The following is a 16,654-nucleotide window of genomic DNA, read 5'->3' as shown; positions in this document are numbered from 1 at the left end:
TGCCGCCGAGAATGAACCCGCCGGGTGCGAGCAGCACCGTCGCGGCGAGGGCGGCGTTGCGGGCGGTGTTCGACTTGGGGGCTTCGTCAGACAGTGAAGCTCTCGCCGCAGCCGCAGGCGCCCTTGGCGTTCGGGTTATTGAACACGAAGCCGGCGGTGAAATCGTCCTCGACCCAGTCCATCGTCGATCCGATCAGGTAGAGCACCGACCCGCCATCGACGAACAGGGTGCCGCCGGGGGTGTCGATCCGCTCGTCCATCGGATTGGCGGCGGTGACGTAATCGACCGAATAGGCAAGGCCTGAACAGCCGCGACGCGGGGTCGAGAGCTTGACGCCGATCGCCCCTTCCGGTGCGCGTGACATCAGGTCGGCGATGCGGGCTTCCGAGGCGGAGGTCAGAAGGATCGCGGCGGGGCGGGCGCGGGTTTTGACTTCGGTCATCACAGCATCCCCAGTTCGAGCCGGGCCTCGTCGCTCATCTTCGCCGGGTCCCAAGGCGGATCCCAGACGAGGTTGACCTCGGCGTGGCCGACGCCCGGCACCGCGCCGACACGCAGCTCGACCTCGGCCGGCATGGATTCGGCGACCGGGCAGTGCGGGGTGGTGAGGGTCATCGTCACCACGGCATGCCCGGCATCGGTGACCTCGACATTGTAGATCAGGCCGAGGTCGTAGATGTTGACCGGGATTTCGGGGTCGAAAATGTCCTTCAAGGCGTCGATGATCGCTTCATAGGTCGCGCCGCCGGGTTCGCCTTTGGGGACATCCGAGGGCTTCTGGGACAAAAAGCCTTCGAGATAGTCGCGCTTGCGTTCGAACGTTTCCCGCGCATCTTCCACACGGGCGCGCGGCGGGGCGGCGACGGCGTCCACTTGCTCGACTTCGATCCTGCGTTCTTCGTTCATCCGAAGATCCTCGTCACTCGCTCTATCCCCTTGACCAGCGCGGCGATGTCCGCCGCGCCATTGCTAAACCCCGAAGCTGACACGTGCCGTCGCCGGGACGCCGAGGCTGTCCATCAGCGGCTGGGCGCAGTGATGCCCGGCGCGGATGGCGACATTGCCCTCGTCCAAGATGGTGGCGACGTCGTGCGGATGCACCCCCTCCACGACGAAACTGACGATTCCGGCGCTGTCGTCGGGGCCGAGCAGCCGCACACTGTTGAGGCCGGATAGCGCGTCGCGGGCCTGCTTCACCAGCGCGGTTTCGTGCGCGTGGATGCGGTCGAGGCCGATGGCATCGACATAGTCGATCGCGGCGTGCAACCCGGTAACGCCGATGATGTGCGGGGTTCCCGCCTCGAACCGGCCTGGGGCGGGGGCGTAGGTCGTTTTCGCGAAGGTCACGCGGTCGATCATCGACCCGCCGCCCTGCCAGGGGGCATCGCGTCGAGCAGGTCGTGGCGGCCCCACAGCACGCCGATGCCGGTCGGGCCGTAGAGCTTGTGGCCGGAGAAGACGTAGAAGTCGCAGCCGAGCTCGGCGACGTTGACGGGCAGCCGGGGGACCGCCTGACAGCCGTCGATCAGGATCTTCGCGCCGACGCCATGCGCCAATTCGGTGGCGCGCTGCACGTCGAGGATCGAGCCCATGACGTTGGAGACATGGGCGAGCGCGACCAGCTTGTGCCGCTCGGTCAGCATCGCCGCCATCGCGTCGAGGTCGATACGGTGGTCGTCGGTCAGCGGCACCACGTCGATGATCGCGCCGGTGCGCTCCGCCGCCATCTGCCACGGCACGATATTGCTGTGATGTTCGAGCTGGCTGAGCAGGATGCGGTCGCCGGGCTTGAGGTTGGGGATCGCCCAGCTCTGCGCGACGAGGTTGATCCCCTCGGTCGCGCCGCGCACGAACACGACTTCGTCCTCGCGCCCGCCGATAAAGGTCGCGACGCGGCGGCGTGCGGCCTCATAGGCGAGGGTCATGTCGGCCGAGCGCTGATACACGCCGCGATGGACGGTGGCGTAATCCTGCGCGTAGCCGCGGGTGATCGCGTCGATCACCGGGCGCGGTTTTTGCGAGGTCGCGGCGGTGTCGAGATAGGCCCAGCCCGCCGGGATCGCCGGGAAATCGGCGAGGAGGTCGAGCGGAGCGGTCGCCGTCAGCGTACTCACAACGCCGCCTCCAGCCAGGCGTCGGCATCCGCCGCGAACGCCGCGCGCACCGCTTCGTCGTCAATCCGGTCGATTGCGTCGGTGACGAAGGCGCGAGTCAGCAGCGCCTTGGCCTGTGCCTCGGGGATGCCGCGCGACTGCATGTAGAACAGCGCCTTGGCATCGAGCTCGCCCACCGTCGCTCCGTGGGCGCATTTCACATCGTCGGCGAAGATTTCGAGTTCGGGCTTCAGATTCACTGTCGCGGTGCGCTTGAGCAGCAGGCCGCGCAGCGATTGCTCGCCATCGGTCTTCTGCGCATCGCGGCGGACCTGCGCGCGCGAGGCGATGCTGGCGGTCGAGGTGTCGGCGGCGACCGCGCGCCAGATCTGGCGGCTGGTCCCTTCCGGCGCGGCATGATCGGCGACGGTTGCGGCATCGGCCTTCTCGCCGCCACGGGTCAGCAGCGCGCCGCCAGCCTCGCCATAGGCACCCTCGCCGGTCAGCGTCAGCCGCGCCTCGACCCGTGCGGTGCGGCAGCCGGTGACGAGCGCGGTGCTGACGAAGCTGCCCGCCTTACCGATCGTGGCATCGGCGTAGTCGGTGTGTGCGCCGTCTTCCTTGAGAACGCGGACGGCGCGCATCAGTCGCGCGCCTTCGCCCAGCTCGACCCACAGATTGGCGTTGCTCCAGCCGGGACCAACATGCGTTTCGACGAGCGATGCGACCGCATCAGCCTGAAGCACGATCTTGTTCGACAGATGCGCGACGCCGCCGGTGGTGACGTGGATCACCTGTACCGGGCCGTCGAGTGCGGCTCCAGACTTCAGATACAGGACATAGCCTGCCTGAGCGTAGGTACATGCCGCTTCCGAATAGGGGTTGGCAGGGGTGCGGATCGGCGCGGCGGAAATCTCGACCGGGCCGGGGGCGCTCGCCTCCGCGACGAATGCGCCGTCGACGAACAACAGGCGCGGGCCGGGGCGGTCGATCCACAGGTGCGCGACGTCAGGCGCGGCACCGCGCGGCGTTGCTGCGAGCGCATCGAGCGGCGCGGCGTCGAACCAGCGCCAATCTTCCGCGATCGGGGCGTCGAGTACAAGGCCGTGGGTCATGGCTGGCGCCCCTTCAAGTGCTGGCGCAGCTGCGCGACCAGCGCCGGGCGGGCGCGGGCGACACACCCCTTGATCGCATCATTGGTCTTGTTGCCGTGGCGCACGCATCCGACCGCAGTGCGGCATAGCGCGGCATCCAGCGTGTCGACGCCGGTCGTCTCACTGAGCGAGCAGTCATACTGGTCGCCCCGCTTGCGCGTGATTGACACGGCAATGCGGTCGAGCTTTGGCGCGATGACGAGGATTTCTTCTTCAGTCGTCGGGTCGATCGGCGGCGGTGCGGCGGCCTGGAGTGCGAGTGCGAGCAGGCTCATCGCTTCCGCTCCGTCACCAGAGCGATCAGCAGTCCGACACCGCCGGCCCACATGATGAAGGCCGCGCCCGCCTGGCTGGCGAAGCTGCGCCCGGCATAGATATCGGGCAGGAAGGCGAAACCGATTCCGTCCAGCAGCAGGGCGATTCCGGTTCCCAATGCCATCATGGCGATCAGCGGCGCGCCCGACGCGCTGCCGAGGCGGCGTGCCACTTCGACCGTGATCAGGCTGGTGATGACGCCGACCCCGAACATCGCCGCGGTCGCGATCCCGCCGTCGAACAGGAAGGGAAGAAAGTGGACGATTCCCGCGCCGCACGCCCACAGGCTGGTGCCGAGCAGCGCCGCGATCCAGCCTTGCCGCGACGTCATCACGCCGCCACCTGCGAATAGCCCTCACGCTCCAGTTCGAGCGCGAGTTCGGGGCCGCCGGTCTTCACGATGCGGCCATCGGCGAGGATGTGGACGAAGTCGGGCTTCACATAATCGAGCAGGCGCTGATAGTGGGTGATCAGCAGCACCGCCTTGTCGGGGGCGCGCATGATGCGGTTGATGCCGTCGCCGACGATGCGCAGCGCGTCGATGTCGAGGCCGCTATCGGTTTCGTCGAGGATCGCGAGCTTGGGATCGAGGATGCCCATCTGAACCATCTCGTTGCGCTTCTTCTCGCCGCCCGAGAATCCGACATTGACCGGGCGCTTGAGCATCTCTGCGTCCATCTCCAGCGCGGCGGCCTGGGCGCGGGCGAGTTTCAGGAACTCGGCCCCCCGACAGCGGGGCCTCGTCGCGTGCACGGCGCTGGCTGTTGAGGCTTTCGCGAAGGAACTGAACGTTCGAGACGCCGGGGATTTCGACCGGGTACTGGAAACCCAGGAACAGGCCGGCGGCGGCGCGCTCATGGGGTTCGAGCTCGAGCAGGTCGGTGCCGTTGAAGGTCACGCTGCCCTCGGTCACCTCGTAGCCGGGGCGGCCGCCAAGGACATAGCCGAGCGTCGACTTGCCCGCGCCGTTGGGGCCCATGATCGCATGGACTTCGCCGGCATTGAGGCTGAGGGTCAGGCCCTTGAGGATCGGCTTGCCGTCGATTTCGGCGTGGAGATTGGTGATCTGGAGCATGTTATCCTGCGTGCAAATTCTGAAGTGCGTCAGCATGACGGTGGGTAGGGGTCACCGCGGCTCCTCCTGCGGCTTCATTCCGCCCAGCGTGATTGCGGGGGTGCCGCTTTCGTCCTTGGGCGGGGGCGGGAGCTTGCCGAGGCGGTTGGGGTCTTCGTCCTTTGCCTCGCCGACGACCGGGCCGACGGCGGGAGCCTTGGGCGTTTCGGGCTTGAGCGAGACGCCGAGGCCGAGCTTGGGCTCCGTCGTCAGGATCTTTGGCGCGGTCGCGGTCAGACCCGCGCCTGCGCCGCCGCAAAATTCCTGTCCCTTGGTCGAAGTGACGCAATCGGGCAGCGAGGTGCAGGCCGCGTCGTCGATCCGTTTCGTCCCCGACGACTTGAACACGCGGCAGTTGATCAGGCGGCCATCGGGCGCGCGGTCGAACACCAACGCGACGCGGCCGACCCGGGCGGTGATGACCACTTCTTCATATTCGGGCTCGGGCGCGGCGACCGCGTCCTGCGGCACGATGGCCAGAAGGGCGAACGCGGCGATCATCCCACGCTGCCCTCGAGCGAGATGCCGAGCAGCTTCTGCGCCTCGACCGCGAACTCCATCGGGAGCTGCTGGAGCACCTCCTTGGCGAAGCCGTTGACGATCAGCGCGACCGCCGCTTCCTGATCCAGCCCACGTTGCATGGCGTAGAACATCTGGTCCTCGCTGATCTTGCTCGTGGTCGCCTCGTGCTCGATCTGGGCTGAAGGATTCCTGACTTCGATATACGGTACGGTGTGCGCGCCGCATTCGGAGCCGAGCAACAGGCTGTCGCACTGTGTGAAGTTGCGCACGCCCTCCGCGCCCGGCGCGACGCGGACGAGGCCGCGATAGGTGTTGTTGCTGCGGCCCGCGCTGATCCCCTTGGAGATGATCGTCGAGCGCGATCCCTTGCCATTGTGGATCATCTTCGTGCCGGTATCGGCCTGTTGGCGGTTGTTGGTGACCGCGACCGAGTAGAATTCGCCGACGCTGTTTTCGCCGTTGAGCACGCAGGACGGATATTTCCAGGTGATCGCGCTGCCGGTCTCGACCTGGGTCCAGCTGACCTTGGAGTTCCGGCCCTGGCACAAAGCGCGCTTGGTCACGAAATTATAGATGCCGCCCTCGCCATTCTCGTCGCCCGGATACCAGTTCTGGACGGTCGAATATTTGATCTCGGCATCGTCGAGCGCGACCAGTTCGACCACGGCGGCGTGGAGCTGGTTCTCGTCGCGCATCGGGGCGGTGCAGCCTTCGAGATAGCTGACATAGCTGCCCTTGTCGGCGACGATCAGCGTGCGTTCGAACTGGCCGGTATTCTCGGCGTTGATTCGGAAATAGGTCGACAGCTCCATCGGGCAGCGCACGCCCTCGGGGATATAGACGAAGGTGCCGTCGCTGAAGACCGCGCAGTTCAATGCGGCGAAATAGTTGTCGTGCATCGGCACGACCTTCCCCCAGCCATTTGCGGACTTGATCGGGATATTCGCGGATCGCCTCGCTGATCGAGCGGAAGATGACGCCGGCCGCCTCGAGTTCCTTGCGGAAGGTGGTGGCGACGCTGACGCTGTCGAACACCGCGTCGACCGCGACCTTGCGCGCGCCCTCGACCCCGGCCAGCACCTTCTGCTCCTCGATCGGGATGCCGAGCTTTTCATAGACGCGCAGGATTTCGGGATCGACCTCGTCGAGGCTGCCGAGCTTGGGCTTCGCCTTGGGTTCGGCGTAATAGTACGCGTCCTGATAGTCGATCGGGTCGATGTCGAGCTTCGCCCAGTCGGGTGCGGTCATCGTCAGCCAGTGGCGATAGGCCTTGAGCCGCCAGTCGAGCATCCATTCCGGTTCGTTCTTCTTGGCCGAGATGAAGCGGACCGTGTCCTCGCTCAGCCCCTTGGGCGCGAAGTCCTGTTCGATGTCCGAGGAGAAGCCCCACTCGTATTTCTTGTTGGCGGCGGCGATCGCCTCTGCATTCTTGGTGGCCATTATGCGGGTACCGGCTGGGAGGAGAGGGAGGCGAGGGTGACGCCGGCGAGTGCGCCGCGGACCGATGCGTTGACATTGTTCCAGTGCGGTTTCACGCGGCAGCTCTGTTCGATGCAGCAGTCATGCTTGCCGGTGTCGACGCACGCGGTGAGCGCGATCGGTCCTTCGATCGCTTCGACGATGTCGGCCAGGGTGATCGTTGCGGGCGGGCGGGCGAGGCGGAAGCCGCCACCGGTGCCGCGCGCGCTTTCGATCAGGCCGGCGGCGGAGAGGCGGCTGACCAGCTTTTGGACCGTGGGAAGCGGCAACCTGGTCTCGTCCGCCAGCAGCGTCGCGTTCAGCCGCCCGCTGACGCCGCAGTGACGCGCGGCGGCGGAGAGCATCACGACGGCATAGTCTGTCTGGGCGGAGAGGCGCATGGATTCCCTGTTGGGCCTACGCGCAAAAGCGCTGCGGCCTGCCGAACTGATTGCGAGCCATTCTCAAATCGGAATGATTCGTTCCGATTGGGCAGATGGGCTTGGAGAGGGGGTGTGTCAAGGCGCGGACCCCCCGGGGCTGATAGTGTAAGCCTTGTGTAAACTTCCGCGCGACGGGGTGACGCGACGGGGCGACAGGCGTTAAGGGCAGCGTCCATGCTCTACGACCTGCTCAAGCCGCTGATCTTCACGCTCGACGCCGAACGCGCGCACCGTCTGGCTATTCGCGCGTCCGCGCTGTCGCCGGGTGGCAGCATCCCGCGCGTGCGGCCGGTCACGATCGGCGGGGTGGCGTTCCCCAACCCCGTCGGACTTGCGGCGGGGCTGGACAAGGATGGCGAGGCGATCGACGGGCTGATGGGGCTGGGGTTCGGCAGCGTCGAGATCGGATCGCTGACGCCGCGCCCGCAGGCGGGCAATCCGAAGCCGCGGCTGTTTCGGCTGGTCGAGGACCGCGCGGTGGTCAACCGCATGGGGTTCAACAATGGCGGGATCGATGCGGCGATCGAGCGCGTCAATCGGGCGAAGCGGCCGGGCGTGCTTGGCATCAATGTCGGGGCGAACAAGGACAGCGACGATCGCGTGGCGGATTATGCGCTCGGCGTGGCGAAGGTCGCGCCGCATGCGGACTATGTGACGATCAATGTCAGTTCACCCAACACGCCGGGGCTGCGCGACCTTCAGTCACGACCGGCGCTGGACGAATTGCTGAACGCGGCGAGTGCGGCGCGGGTGCTGGAGGGCGCGCGCGTGCCACTGTTTCTCAAGGTCGCGCCCGATCTCGACCGTGCGGGGATGGCGGGGGTGGTCGCGGCTGCGGCCAATGCGTCGGTCGATGCGCTGATTGTCGGCAATACGACGATTTCACGGCCCGATACGCTGCGTTCCCCGCTGGCCGCCGAAGCGGGCGGTCTGTCGGGGCGACCGCTGGCCGCGCTTGCCCGTGAGAAACTGGCAATGGCGATCGAGATTGCCGATGGCGCGCTGCCGGTGATCGCGGTCGGCGGGATCGATTCTGCCCGAAGAGGCGCTGGCGCGGCTCGATGCGGGGGCGGCGATGGTGCAGATATATTCGGCGCTGGTGTTCGAAGGGCCGGGGCTGGTGCGGCGGATCGTCAACCGTCTGTGACGTAGCGGCATTGCGATTGCCAGCGGTGTCGTTAGGGTTCGCGCATGATTGAGCGCGGGCACGAACCCGCGCCGCAGGAGTTGGGGTCAGGATGCGCAAGCTCGAAAAATTCGACAATCTCGTTTCGATGTTCTTCACCCGCGCGCGGGAACAGGGCGACGCGCCGTTCCTCTGGGCCAAGAGCGGCGGTACGTGGCAGTCGATCAGCTGGGCGGAATCGGCGCGCAAGGTCGCGAGCCTGGCGGCGGCGCTGAAATCGCTTGGTCTGAAACCGGGCGACCGGGTGATGCTGGTCAGCGAGAACCGGCCCGAATGGTGCCTGAGCGACCTTGCGATCATGGCGGCGGGCGGGGTGACCGTGCCGACCTACATCACCAATACCGAGCGCGATCACCAGCATATCATCGACAATTCGGGCGCGACGATGACGATCGTGTCCGATGCGAAGCTGGCCAAGACCCTGCTCCCTGCGATCCTGCGCACGGCGGGTAGCGTCGGGCATGTGGTGATCGGCATGGACGAGATGAAGCTCAGCCAGCCGGGCGCGATCGACTTTCACGACTGGAACGCGCTGATCGCCGCCAATGCCGCAGACGTGGCGGTCGCCGAAGCTGCGGCGGCGCGGATGAAGCGCGAGGATCTGGCGTGCATCATCTACACCAGCGGCACCGGCGGCTCCCCGCGCGGCGTGATGCAGCATCACGGCGCGATCCTGACCAATGTCGAGGGCTGCTGCACCGTGATCAGCGAGGATTTCGGCTGGGACGACGAGATATTCCTGTCGTTTCTGCCGCTCAGCCACGCCTATGAGCATACCGGCGGGCAGCATTTCCCGATCGGGCTGGGCGCGCAGATCTATTATGCCGAAGGTCTCGACAAGCTGGCGTCGAATATCGAGGAGGTGCGCCCGACGCTGATGGTCGTCGTGCCCCGGCTGTTCGAGGTGTTGCGCACGCGGATTACCAAGCAGGTCGAGAAACAGGGCAAGTTTGCCAATTACCTGCTCGACCGCGCGGTTTCGATCGGGGGCAAGAAGGCGGCGGGGAAGAGTTCGGTGCTCGACGTGCCGATGAGCCTCTTCCTGAGCCGCACGTTGAAGCCAAAATTGTCGAAGAAGTTTGGCGGGCGGATCAAGGCGATGGTGTCGGGCGGCGCGCCGCTCAACCCGGAGGTCGGAGTGTTCTTCGAGAGCCTCGGAATCACCTTCCTGCAGGGGTACGGTCAGACCGAGGCGGCGCCCGTCATCAGCTGCAACCGCCCGAGCGCCGGCCTAAAGCACGACACGGTCGGCCCGCCGCTGGAGGGCGTCGAGGTGAAGATCGCCGAGGATGGCGAGATTCTGGTGCGCGGCGAGCTGGTGATGCACGGTTACTGGCGCAACGAGGCCGAGACGGCTCGCGTCCTCAAGGACGGGTGGCTGCATACCGGCGATATCGGGCTGATCGACGAGAGGGGCCGAATCAAGATCACCGACCGCAAGAAGGACATCATCGTCAACGACAAGGGCGACAATGTTGCGCCGCAAAAGGTTGAGGGCATGCTTACCCTTCAGCCCGAAATCATGCAGGCAATGATCGCGGGCGACCGCAAGCCGTACATGACCGCAGTGCTGGTTCCCGACCCCGAATGGACGCAGGAATGGTGCGCCAAGACCGGGGCAAAATGCGACCTCAAGGCGCTGCGCGACGACCCGGACTATCGCAGCGCAATCGGCGCGGCGGTCGATCGGGTGAACAAGGATTTGTCGGTGATCGAACGCGTGCGCCGCTTTATCCTGGCGGACGAGCCGTTCACGATCGAGAACCAGCAGCTGACCCCCCAGCCTCAAGATCCGCCGCCATATCCTCAAAGAGGTGTATGGGGCGCGGCTGGACGGCTTGTACAAGGGCTAGCTTTGCGTCGCCCCGGGCTTGACCCGGGGTGACGAAAGGGAGCGTCTATCGCGTTCCCGCCACCGGTGCGACGGCTTCCCAGCCTTTGGGTAGCACGATCATTGCCCAATCCTTGTCGCGCGCCAGATATTTGATCGCGAGTGCCTGAAGCTCCTCCGGCCCGGTGCGGCCATAGTCGCTTCCCAGCGTGTTGACCGCGGCCAGGCGGCGCGGGTCGAACGTCCCGCCCTCTGTCTGCTGCATCCAGAAGGGGTTGCCGCTCGACCGGCGCGCGACCATCTGGGCCGTCGGCACCAGTGCGCGGCGCAACTCGTCCAACTCGATCGGCTTGGCGACCAGGTCGGCAGCGATCTCTCGCGCCACGGTGAGGAACAGGTCGGTCTTGTCAGGGGGCAACAGGGTCAGCGCGATCACCCGCCCGCCGCCGGGCTGGCCGACCGGCCATTGGCTGATGACCGTGGGCGAGTAGCTCACCCCCTCGGTTGAACGGATTAGGTCGAGGATTCGGTCGCGCATCACCGCAGCGAGAATTTCGAGCTTGCGGCCTTCGGAAATATTGACCGCGCCGCCGCCCGCTTGCCACGCGATCACGGCAGCGGCCTGATCGGGTTCACCGGTATGGCGGAGGACCAGCGGGCTCTCAACATGGGCCGGAAAGCGCACGGCGGCCGAGACGATGGCCGATGCCCGACGTGGCTTCATCGCGCCAAAGGTCTGGCGCACCGCCTCGATCGCCTTGTCGACGTCGATGTCGCCGAACACCTGCACCTCGATCGGCCCGCTGGCGAGTAGCGGCTCCCACAGGGCACGGAAGTCCTTGGCGTTGAGCTTCTCGATCTCCGCGAGTTCGGGCATCCCCCAGCGCGGATCGCCGGCGTGGAGGAGATGATCCAGCATGTTGCCGATCACGGCATCGGGGAGGCGTTGCGCGCGGCATAGCCGGAGATCGCGACCGCACGGGCACGGGCGACCGGCTTGGGATCCCAGCCCGGTACTTCGAGCTTCGTCGCGATCAGCCGCAGCTGATCGGTCAGGTCGGCGGGCGAGGTTTGCCCCGCGATGACGAAGGCGTCGTCGCCGACCCCGAACTGCATCGAAATGCGCCGGTCGCCGGTGATCTGGTCGATCTCCTCCTGGCCAAGTTTGCCGATGCCGCCTTCCAGCAGCGCGAGGTTGGCGGCCCAGGCAGGGGTCTGGCGGTTGGCAGGCAGCGCTTGCATGCCGCGCCCGAAGCGAACCGAGACATAGATGCGACCGACTTCGCCCGGATTCTGGAAGAACAGGCCGGTAACCCCATTGGAATAGCGAACCTGTTCGATCTTCGGATCGGGTACTGCCACCGCCCGCATCGCGACCTTGCCCGGCGTGCCGAGCCTGGGCAGCGACGCGAAGCTGACGTTGCGCAACGCCGCGCGGGTGCCGGCGAGGCCCGAAACATCGGCCTCAAGCGCGGCGGCGAGCTTGGTCTGGACATTGGCGTCGGGCGCGCGCGTGGTGATCAGCGCGCGGGTTGCGACACCCTGAAGCACCCGCCGGGTCGATGCCAGCACGCGCTCCGGCGTGAACATCCTTTGATTGATCGCGCCCTGGAAGATGCCGAAGCTCGCCTGTTCGCTGGTCGTCACCTCGTTGATGTCGACTGCGGCGATCAGCGTGTCGGCGCGCTGCGACCCGGCGGTCACGCGCGCGGTCTCGATCGCGTTGCGCATCTCTGACGCGATCTCGTTCACCTCGCGGTCGATCTCGGCCTGGGTCGGTGCGGTGGCGAGCGCGTCGGCGACGACGCCGCGTACTTCCTTGAGTGCGGTCTCCCAATCCTCGCCGACCGGAAGCACCTGGATCGTCGTCACGTTCACCGATCGCACGGCGTCCGACAGGTCGGCACCCGCGCCGATATAGCTCGACCCGGATCGCGCCCGCCGTTCGAGGCGGCGGTTGATGATCCGGACCGCGACAAAATCGACCCAGCGCTCCTGATTGAACTTCACCGTATCCTCGAACACGGTCCAGGGGCGCAGTACGGCGAGGGCGACGATGGGCGGCAGGGTCGGTTCGACCAAGGCAGCGCTTTTTGGGTGGGTGTCGCTCGGCTTGCCGAAATCGGGATTTGCGGGGTTGGGGCCGACGCCCTTCCATGCCGCGAAATGCTTGACGATCTGCGCCTCGAACAGCGCGGGATCGAGGTCGCCGACGATCACCAATGTTGTGCGTTCCGGCCGGTACCAGCGCTGGTGAAAGGCGCGGACCGTGTCGGCGGTCGCTCCGGTCAACGTCTCCACCGTCCCGATGACGGGTCGATCGGCGAACCGCTGCCCCGCGAAGAACAGGCGGCGCCGCAGATCGTCCAGCCGCTCTCCCGGCCCCAGCGACTCGCGCTGTTCCGCCAGTACCACCGGCCGCTCCTGTGTCAGCGACTGGGTGGTGATGTTGGGTGCCGCCATCATGTCGGCAAGGATCATCATCGACTGGTCGAGGCTCGCCTCGTTCGCATTGGGAAGGTCGAGCTTGTAGGTGGTGGATACCGGCGTGGTGCTGGCGTTGCTGTCCGATCCGAAGGTGACACCCAGCCGCTGCCACACCCGTTTCGATTCGCCATCGGGGATCTTGGACGATCCGCGAAAGGAGAGGTGTTCGAGCAGATGGGCAAAGCCCTTCTCGCTCTCCTGCTCCATCAGCGATCCCACCGCCATGTGCAGCCGCACCGATACCTGGCCCGGGGGCACGCCATTCTTGCGCACCGCATAGCGCAGGCCGTTGGGGAGCGTCCCGAACCGCCATTCGGGGTCGTGCTCAATGTCGCTGCCCTTGTACAGCCAGGGCGTCTTGTCGACCGCGACAGGCGCGGCTGTGGCCTGGGGTGCCGGGGCGCTCGACTGGCCGAGCGCGGGCAGCGCGGCTGCGACGAAAAATAGGGGAAGGGCGAGCGGCCGGAGGCGCGAAAACAAAGCCATCGTGCGGGAGCTTAGCTTGGATGCGCGCGCCGTGCCAGCCGGTGCCGCAACGGTCCGTCGCGCGCGACTTTGGCGCGGGTTCGGCCATGTTTTGGACCCAGTGTGCTCCTAGCCCCGCACCTGAAGCCGTGGCCGAGAATCGTGCCAGCGGCCGGTTGGGTGGGGCGTAGCGTGTTCGAGCGGACGATCGATCGGAACAGCGACGGCGCGACGGCTTTGTCCGCCGTAGTACCGCGTGACGTGTCGAATCGCGGACCCGCACATGCCCTTGCCGATCGGGTGATCGGCGGCTTCTCGCTGGTTCCGATCGCGCCGGTACTCGATGTGCGGGCATTCGGCTGGACACGCGAGTTGCGCGACAACTGGCGCGCGATCCGGGACGAGGCGCGTGCCGCGACGCGCGCCTGCGACGCGCGCGCCGCCTTTATCCTGTGGCGGCGCGGCGACCGGGTCGAGGTCAATGCCGCGCGCTGCCCGGCGACCGCAGCAGCGATAGCGACGATCCCCGGTCTCGACAGCGCGAGCTTCGCGATTCTTCCGCCCGGCACCCATGTGCCTGCGCATCGCGGGGCGACCCGGGGGCTCCTCACCTGCCATCTGGGCTTGATCATCCCGCGTGACGGCGATGCGCGGATGCGGGTTGGAGACCGCGTATTGCGCTGGGCTGAGGGTGAGACCTTGGTGTTCGACGACACCTATGACCATGAGGCGTGGAACGACACGGGCGGCACCCGCGTGGTGCTGCGCGTTCGCGTGCGGCGTCCGCTGCGCCAGCCCGGCCGGTGGATCGCCGACGCGCTACTGCGGCTACGGGCGGCGATGCGCCGCTGAGCGACGGGGGCACCGGCGGATGTGCCGACGCCCCCGCACGGTTCAGAACTTGGCGCGCACGCCGATCGAGAAGCGTCGTTCGGACAGCGCATAGCTGTTGAGCGCGATCGGCCCGGCGGCACTGTACTCGGTCGTCGCCGAATCCTCGGGGATCAGGTTCTGCGCCTGGAGCGAGAGCGCGATCCCCTTCGCCAGGTCGATCCCGATCTGGGCGTCGAGCTGCGAGCGCGGGCCGACAAAGCTGGGGCGGCCTTCGGAAAATTCGAACACCGCCTCGTCGCGATAGTTATAGGCGATACGCGCCGAGAACGGCCCCCTTTTCGTACAGGCCGACCAGATTGTAGCTGTGCTTCGACACTGCGACGAGCGGGAAGCCACCATTATCTTCCGAGTCCGAATAGGTATAGTTGGCGATCATGCCGAACCCGTCGAGCGGGGCGGGAAGGAAGTCGAAGAATTGCTGGATGCCGATCTCGAACCCCTTGATCCGCGCGCTGGCGAGGTTTTCGGGGCGGGAGAAGGTCAGTTCGCGCCCGGCCGGGTCGAGATTGGTGTCGATCCCGGTGGTCACGAAGCTGGCGATGAAGTTCGAAACGTCCTTGTAGAAGAACGCGCCGGAGATCAGCGAGCTCTTGCCGGTATAATATTCGAAGCTGATATCGCCTTGGGTCGAGATCGGCGGTTCGAGCGCGGCATTGCCGCCGGTCACCGACAGGTTGGTCGCGTTGAAGAAGTTCGACGGCGCAAGGTCGGCGATCGACGCGCGCTGCATCGTCTGGGACCCCGAAATGCGGACGAGGAAGTTGTCGGTGACGTTGAACACCACATTCGCGCTGGGCAGGACGTTGGTGTAGCTGCTTTCGTCGGTGACCAGCGTCGCCGTCGTCCCGACCGTGTTGAACGTATCCACCGACAATTGCGTCCGGGCGATGCGTAACCCGGCGTTGGCCGAGAAGGGGACGCCGCCAATCTCGCCCTTGCCTGCCACCATCAGATAGCCGGCCAGCGTTCGCTCGCTGAAGTCATAGTCGCGTTGGGCGTTGGGCAGCAGCGTCGAGCGGTCATTGGGATCGGGGTTGGGCTGTGCGGCCTGAGCCCGCGTGAAGACATAGTCATAGGTCGGTGCGGTGCTGAGGAAGCTGCGCGGGAAACTGCCCGGAATGTCGGGCAGGAACGATCCCATGCTGACCTGGCGCAGATAGGGTTCGATCTCCGCCCGGGTCGGAGTAACCTGGCTGCGATAGGCATTGGTCAGCGCGTGGAGATCGGTATAGCGCACCCCCGTCGAGATGGTGAAGCCGCTGTCGAATTCATAGGACAGGTCGAGCTTGCCGGTCCATTCCTCGAGCAGGCCGAGCAGGCGGTTGCTGCGCACGCCGTTGCTGGCCGGATTGTATGAGGAATAGACCGTCGGGTTCCAGGCCCCGAGGCTCAGGCTGGGGATCGTCGTGTTGCGGAAATCGAACGCGCCGGGGACTGCTGCGGTCGCCTGTAGCGTGATGATCTGGATCGTCTGGTCGATCGTGCCCTTGCTGTAATAGCCATCCGCCTCGATCGTCAGCCCGCCGCTCTCATATTTGCCGTTGAGGCCGTAAAGATAGCTTTCGGTCGGCTCGTTGCGGATCTGGCCCGCGGTGGTGACGGTGCCGTTGGCGTTGCCCGCGACGACCACGCCGTTCTCGACCACGCGGTTGGTGACCGGATTGCTGCCGGTGGGCAGGCGGAAAGCAAAAAAAGTCCTGAATGCGCCCGGTGGTGAGGCGTGAATAGAGCGCGTCGGCGGTCAGCACGAAATCCGGCGTAACCTCGACCTGCACCGCGCCGTTGAGGCCGATGCGCGAGCGGTCGACAACGAAATTCTCGTACTGCAGCAGTACGGGGGTCGGGATCACCCCTCCGCCGGTGCCGGTATAGGTGCGATTGAGGAAGTTGTTGCGCTCGAACGCCTGGGTGGTCGAGGTGCGTTTCTGATACTCCGCCGCGAGCATCACGCCGACCTTGCCGTCGGCGAATTTGGTAGTGGCAAAGCCGGTGAGCACCGGTTCGAACGTCTCGCTGTTTTCCGAATAAACACCGGTCGCGCGCAGCGAGACGGTCGTGTTGCGGAAGTCGAGCGGCTTGGGGGTGACGAGGTTGACCGTGCCGCCAAGGCCGCCTTCGGCCTGGCTGGCGAGCGGCGATTTGCGTACCTCCAGCCGTCCGAACATGCTCGACGGGACCAGATCGAGGCCCGACGAGCGACCGAGCTGGTCATTCTCCGGTGGCGACAGCCGCGCCGACCAGCCGAGGAGCGTGCGACCGTCGACCTCGACTCGTACCTGTTGCAGGCCGCGCACCGACACCGACTGACCCTCGCCGAACACGCGGGTGATCTGGACGCCGGTTACGCGCTGAAGCGCTTCGGCCACGTTGGCGTCGGGCAGCTTGCCGACATCCTCGGCGGTGATCACGTCGAGCACCTGATCGGCCTCGCGCTTGATGTCGGCCGCGCGTTCCAGCGAGGCGCGGATGCCGGTGACAACGATCTCGTCGGAATCCGTTTCCGACTGCGGTGCTGCGTCCTGGGCGATGGCGGGCGTGCCGCATGTAAGCGCGGTTGCGAGTGCGCCGATGGCGATCCCCGTTTTGACGGATGTTCTGATGTCCATGTTTTTCCTCCCCTGTATCCGCGCGGCACGGGGTGGGGAAGGCGCGCCTCTCGCCCTGCATCCCCGTCCCGGCCTACGCCCGATC

At 66.2% G+C, this 16,654-nt stretch carries 14 protein-coding genes and 5 pseudogenes; 4 read left to right on the top strand and 15 right to left on the bottom strand.

Annotated elements, in window-relative coordinates; translation table 11 throughout:
* Positions 1–86 precede the first annotated feature (86 nt).
* The 10 genes and pseudogenes from LRS12_RS03885 to LRS12_RS03840 form a co-directional block, all read right to left on the bottom strand.
* The gene (locus tag LRS12_RS03885; RefSeq protein WP_257843403.1) at positions 87–443 is read right to left on the bottom strand and encodes an iron-sulfur cluster assembly accessory protein; all 357 of its coding nucleotides are present in this window, start codon (positions 441–443) and stop codon (positions 87–89) included.
* Positions 443–907 (bottom strand): SUF system Fe-S cluster assembly protein, encoded by a 465-nt coding sequence (locus LRS12_RS03880; protein WP_257843402.1) that lies wholly within the window; start codon positions 905–907, stop codon positions 443–445. The genes LRS12_RS03885 and LRS12_RS03880 overlap by 1 nt, the downstream gene beginning before the upstream one ends.
* Positions 904–2,106, bottom strand: a pseudogene (locus LRS12_RS03875) (cysteine desulfurase). Before LRS12_RS03875 ends, LRS12_RS03880 begins: the two are co-directional and overlap by 4 nt.
* Before the next feature lie 5 nt (positions 2,107–2,111).
* Positions 2,112–3,209 (bottom strand): SufD family Fe-S cluster assembly protein, encoded by a 1,098-nt coding sequence (locus LRS12_RS03870; protein ID WP_257843401.1) that lies wholly within the window; start codon positions 3,207–3,209, stop codon positions 2,112–2,114.
* Positions 3,206–3,523, bottom strand: a complete 318-nt coding sequence (locus LRS12_RS03865; RefSeq protein ID WP_257843399.1) for a hypothetical protein — start codon at positions 3,521–3,523, stop codon at positions 3,206–3,208. The genes LRS12_RS03870 and LRS12_RS03865 overlap by 4 nt, the downstream gene beginning before the upstream one ends.
* Positions 3,520–3,894 (bottom strand): hypothetical protein, encoded by a 375-nt coding sequence (locus LRS12_RS03860; protein WP_257843398.1) that lies wholly within the window; start codon positions 3,892–3,894, stop codon positions 3,520–3,522. Before LRS12_RS03860 ends, LRS12_RS03865 begins: the two co-directional genes overlap by 4 nt.
* Positions 3,894–4,638: pseudogene (gene sufC, locus LRS12_RS03855) on the bottom strand (Fe-S cluster assembly ATPase SufC). Before sufC ends, LRS12_RS03860 begins: the two are co-directional and overlap by 1 nt.
* A 51-nt stretch (positions 4,639–4,689) precedes the next feature.
* Positions 4,690–5,178 carry an energy transducer TonB gene (locus tag LRS12_RS03850; protein ID WP_257843397.1) on the bottom strand — a complete coding sequence of 163 codons (489 nt, stop codon included), beginning with the start codon at positions 5,176–5,178 and terminating at the stop codon, positions 4,690–4,692.
* Positions 5,175–6,639 (bottom strand): annotated as a pseudogene (gene sufB / locus LRS12_RS03845) (Fe-S cluster assembly protein SufB). The gene LRS12_RS03850 and the pseudogene sufB overlap by 4 nt, the downstream one beginning before the upstream one ends.
* Entirely contained in the window at positions 6,639–7,058 is a 420-nt protein-coding gene (locus LRS12_RS03840; protein ID WP_257843396.1) for an SUF system Fe-S cluster assembly regulator, read from the bottom strand. Before LRS12_RS03840 ends, sufB begins: the two are co-directional and overlap by 1 nt.
* Before the next feature lie 216 nt (positions 7,059–7,274).
* On the opposite strand from LRS12_RS03840, the pseudogene pyrD reads away from it, so the two are divergent.
* The 3 genes and pseudogenes from pyrD to LRS12_RS03830 all read left to right on the top strand — a co-directional run.
* A pseudogene (gene pyrD / locus LRS12_RS03835) lies at positions 7,275–8,108 on the top strand (dihydroorotate dehydrogenase (quinone)); the annotation flags it as partial.
* Between the two features lie 67 nt (positions 8,109–8,175).
* Positions 8,176–8,247: a hypothetical protein gene (locus tag LRS12_RS20235; protein WP_374581241.1), complete on the top strand. Its 72-nt coding sequence runs from the start codon at positions 8,176–8,178 to the stop codon at positions 8,245–8,247.
* Positions 8,248–8,338: 91 nt separating this feature from the next.
* Positions 8,339–10,139: pseudogene (locus LRS12_RS03830) on the top strand (long-chain fatty acid--CoA ligase).
* Between the two features lie 45 nt (positions 10,140–10,184).
* Here LRS12_RS03830 and LRS12_RS03825 read toward each other — a convergent pair.
* Both LRS12_RS03825 and LRS12_RS03820 read right to left on the bottom strand, forming a co-directional pair.
* Positions 10,185–11,036, bottom strand: coding sequence for an insulinase family protein (locus LRS12_RS03825; RefSeq protein WP_257843393.1), 852 nt, complete (start codon positions 11,034–11,036; stop codon positions 10,185–10,187).
* A gap of 8 nt (positions 11,037–11,044) precedes the next feature.
* Complete coding sequence (locus LRS12_RS03820) at positions 11,045–13,090, bottom strand: M16 family metallopeptidase (RefSeq protein ID WP_257843392.1); 2,046 nt, start codon at positions 13,088–13,090, stop codon at positions 11,045–11,047.
* 171 nt (positions 13,091–13,261) lie between these two features.
* Between LRS12_RS03820 and LRS12_RS03815 the strand changes: the two genes are divergently transcribed.
* Complete coding sequence (locus LRS12_RS03815; RefSeq protein WP_257843391.1) at positions 13,262–13,921, top strand: aspartyl/asparaginyl beta-hydroxylase domain-containing protein; 660 nt, start codon at positions 13,262–13,264, stop codon at positions 13,919–13,921.
* Positions 13,922–13,963: 42 nt separating this feature from the next.
* Here LRS12_RS03815 and LRS12_RS03810 read toward each other — a convergent pair whose 3' ends face one another.
* The 3 genes from LRS12_RS03810 to LRS12_RS03800 are packed head-to-tail and all read right to left on the bottom strand — an operon-like array spanning position 13,964 to position 16,569.
* On the bottom strand, positions 13,964–14,191 hold the full coding sequence (locus tag LRS12_RS03810) for a hypothetical protein (RefSeq protein WP_257843389.1): 228 nt from the start codon (positions 14,189–14,191) through the stop codon (positions 13,964–13,966).
* 16 nt (positions 14,192–14,207) lie between these two features.
* Positions 14,208–15,608: a TonB-dependent receptor domain-containing protein gene (locus LRS12_RS03805; RefSeq protein WP_257843387.1), complete on the bottom strand. Its 1,401-nt coding sequence runs from the start codon at positions 15,606–15,608 to the stop codon at positions 14,208–14,210.
* Positions 15,493–16,569: a TonB-dependent receptor plug domain-containing protein gene (locus LRS12_RS03800; RefSeq protein WP_257843386.1), complete on the bottom strand. Its 1,077-nt coding sequence runs from the start codon at positions 16,567–16,569 to the stop codon at positions 15,493–15,495. The genes LRS12_RS03805 and LRS12_RS03800 overlap by 116 nt, the downstream gene beginning before the upstream one ends.
* Positions 16,570–16,654: the final 85 nt, after the last annotated feature.

It is taken from the genome of Sphingomonas sp. J344 (assembly GCF_024700005.1).
GTDB lineage: Bacteria > Pseudomonadota > Alphaproteobacteria > Sphingomonadales > Sphingomonadaceae > Sphingomonas.
Note: the sequence above shows the minus strand (reverse complement) of the source record. Positions and strands in the feature narration are given on the sequence as shown.